At 69.0% G+C, this 3,325-nt stretch carries 1 protein-coding gene and 1 pseudogene; both read right to left on the bottom strand.

What is annotated here, in order from left to right; all coding sequences use genetic code 11:
• Positions 1–367 precede the first annotated feature (367 nt).
• Positions 368–3,223 (bottom strand): RHS repeat-associated core domain-containing protein, encoded by a 2,856-nt coding sequence (locus tag AB2L27_RS20040; protein WP_370443258.1) that lies wholly within the window; start codon positions 3,221–3,223, stop codon positions 368–370.
• Positions 3,223–3,325 (bottom strand): annotated as a pseudogene (locus AB2L27_RS20035) (IS5/IS1182 family transposase); the annotation flags it as partial. The pseudogene AB2L27_RS20035 and the gene AB2L27_RS20040, both read right to left, overlap by 1 nt.

The raw sequence follows: 3,325 nt of genomic DNA, 5'->3' as shown, positions 1-3,325 counted from the left end.
AGGATCGACAGCACGATCCGGGTCTTCTCCTCGGCCGCCAGGGCCGGTGGTCTTGGCATGGTGATCAGGCTCCTCGCTGGTCAACCCCGTAGGCAACGGGGTCTGCCACAAAACCTGACGCGCGACACCACCACCACGAATATGGGGTGGCCCTCCGGCTTGGTAGGCGCAGACTTTCTATCTAGCTAGCGGGACCTCCTCAGGCTGATCACCCATCCACCAGCCGCAACGATCGCCAGCGCTCCGACTAGCGCGGCCAACCATCGGCGTCCCCCAGTGGCGTCCACAGCCATAGAGACCATGAGACCTCCTAGGATGACCAAGGCGGGGATAAGCAGGAGGGCGACCTTCCTCCGCTGCTGATCGTTCATCGACTGCGCTTCGGCTTCGGGCAGCTGCTGTAGACCGAGTCGGTGGCGAGGGCAATCCCACCAACGCTTGCTACAGCACCGATAGCGCTGGCGCCAGCAGACAGCGGAACTGCTGCGACACTGCCCGCGAAAGCGACGCCCCCAAGAAGAAGGCCGCCAATGGACTTCACGCATCCCCAGCCGACGAATTTGGCACCAGTGGGGTCGTTGTAGGTGCTCGGACAGCCCTTCGCGTAGGTGTACTGCGGGTCCTGGCCGGTGGGGTCTTGCTGGGTAAAGCGTCCCTGGGTGCCGTCGTAGTAGCGGATGCCGAGCTTGACCAGGCTGGTGGCGGTGTCGGTGTACCCGCCGCCGTAGCGGTAGGGCTGCGACGCACCGCTGGCTTCGGTCGCGGTCAGCGTGGCCCCGTAGGCGGAGTAGGTGTACGTGTTGGCCACGGTGCCGTCGGCCTTAACCATGGCGCGGACGGAGTCGACGTTGTCGGTGAACGGGTACAGCTCGGTCGCCGAGGTGGGCGAGCTGCCGATGCGCACGGCGATGAGCGTGCCATCGGGGTCGCGGACCGTCCACTGGGAGGTCGTGCCCGTCTTGGACCAGGCCGGGGCCGGGGACAGCGGGGAGACCGCGAAGGTCGTCGCACTGGTGCCGCTGCCGGACGTGGTCCGCTCGCCGTTGCCGCCGTCCCCGGTGCCGTAGGACTGCGCGATCGCGCTACCGCCGGCGGGGGTGAAGGAGGACGCGGCCTCCTGGGAGTTGTAGGCCGTGCTCAGCCCGATCTGCGACTTGGCGCTGGTCTGGTTGCCGTTGCCGTCGTAGCTGAACCCGGTCCCGGCCAGGGTGGCGCCGGTGGGGGTGACCCCGGTGGCGGCGGTGAGCTCGTTGCCGCCGTTGTAGGTGAACGTCGCCGCCGCCGTCCCGCTCGAGCACGTCGTCGACGTGCTGTTGAGGTACTTGGTGCGGTTGCCCGCCCCGTCGTAGCAGAAGCCCTCGTAGCGGGTGACCGCTCCCCCGGCCGTCGGGGCGGTGGAGGCGGCGGTGAGCCGGTCCAGCCCGTCGTGGCTGTAGGTGGTCTTGGCCGCCGCGATCGCGTCGGTGACGGCGGTGACGATGCCGGTGTCCTTGTTCGGGTTGGTGCTCGAGGTCGGCGCCGCGGCGTCGGTGTAGGTGTAGGCCAGGTCCAGCCGCTTGGTGGTGGTGCCGCCGCTGGTGCGGGTGGTGCCCACGACCTGCTTCAGCCGGCCGGAGTCGTCCAGCGTGGTGGCCAGGGTCTGCCCGCCGGGGTAGCGGGTGGAGGTGCGCCGCCCGTCGTCGTCGAGGCCGAACAGGACGCACTTGGTGGACGCAGCTCCCGGGCTGGTGAGGGTCTGCCCGGTGCAGGACCCGCCGGGCAGGGCCAGGGCGGTGAGCTGGTCGGCGTCGTTGTAGTCGTACTTCACGGCGCCGCCGGCGTCGATGTACTCGCGCAGGTTGCCGCGGTTGTCGTAGTTGAGGTTGATCGTCGCCTCGGGAGAGACGGTGGCGCGCAGCCGGCCGAAGTCGTCCCTGGTGTAGGAGGTGGACCGGTCGGCGGTGTTGGAGTTGGCCGGGTACTCATCGACCGCGCGCAGCCACCCGTTGCCGGACTCATCGCCGAAGTAGTGCGAGGCGACGCGCCCGTCCTGGTACAGGGTGTAGGTGAGGCGGTCCATGGAGTCGTAGCCGTAGAACGTGGTCTGCCCCCGCCCGTCGCGGGTCTCAACCAGCCGGGACAGCTCGTCGTACTCAAAGGTCTGCTGCTGCTGCGCCGACGGCGTTCCCGGCAACAGGGTGACCAGCTCGCCCTTGGCGTTGTACCGGTAGGCCACGCGGTGGGCGGTGGTGGCCGCCGCGCTGGAGCCCTTGACGTAGGCGCCGTCGCGGGTCTCGCACAGCACCCCGGCCTTGGTCGCGGTCACGACGTTGTTCACGGTGGGCCCGCAGTTGACGGTGCCGCCGTAGTCGGGGTCGGTGTTGCCTTGGTACAGGTTCTTGGTGGTGACCCCGCCTTCGGTGACGCTGGTGCGGTTGCCGGCGGTGTCGTAGGCGTTGGTGGTCACGTTCCCCCGGGAGTCGGCGGAGGTGATCACGTCGTACAGCCGGGCCCCGGTGCCGTAGGTGTTGGTGATCCCGGCCCCGGTGGGCAGCCGGGTGGCGGTGAGGTTCCACGTCGCTCCCGAGGCGGCCGCGCCGGTGGCCCCGGCGTAGCTGTTGGTCCGGGTCTGACCCCCGGACCCGCCGGTCGAGCCGCCGCCCGTTCCTGTGGCCGAGCCGGCGGTGGCGCCGGTGGTGGTCTCGAGGTCGTCGTTGGCGGTGAAGGTGTCCAGCACCTTCTTGCCCAGGGCGTTGGTCAGGGTGCCGACGCGGCCGCGGCCATCGGAGGTGTAGACGCTGTCGTGGCCGTTGGGGTCGGTGACCGTGGTCTTGGTCAGGGCCTGCCCGGTGGCGCGGTCGAAGGCGGCGTAGGAGAACGTCCAGGTGGGGTTCTGCCCGTTGTTGCCGATCCGCTTCAGCGCCAGCACCCGGCCCTGGTCGTCGTAGGTCAGCTCGGTGCGCTGGCCTTCAGGGACGGTGATGGCGGTGACCCGGTCAGCGCCGTCGTACTCGTAGCTGGTGGTGCCCTCCGCGGCGTTGTTCTCACTGACCAGCTGGTTGTTGGTGATGGTCGTCGTGGTGGTGCGGTTGGTGACGTCGGAGACCCAGGAGTCGAAGTACCCGAAGTTGGTGATGCTCAGGTCCCGGCCGCGGGTGTCGGTGACCTTGCGCAGGATCAGCCGGTCGTTGTAGGGCAGGCGCGCGGAGGCGTCGTAGGTAAGAGCGACCGGCAGTAGGGGCATCATCGGAGTCGACGAGTGGTGGGTCGCCCAGGCCAGCGGTACCGCTTGCGGGCCTCATTGACCAGACGCCGCAGGACAGTGATCGCAGCAGCCAGGTCGGTG

It is taken from the genome of Kineococcus halophytocola, from assembly GCF_041276425.1.
Classification (GTDB): domain Bacteria; phylum Actinomycetota; class Actinomycetes; order Actinomycetales; family Kineococcaceae; genus Kineococcus; species Kineococcus halophytocola.
This window is presented reverse-complemented; position numbering and strand designations above follow the sequence as displayed.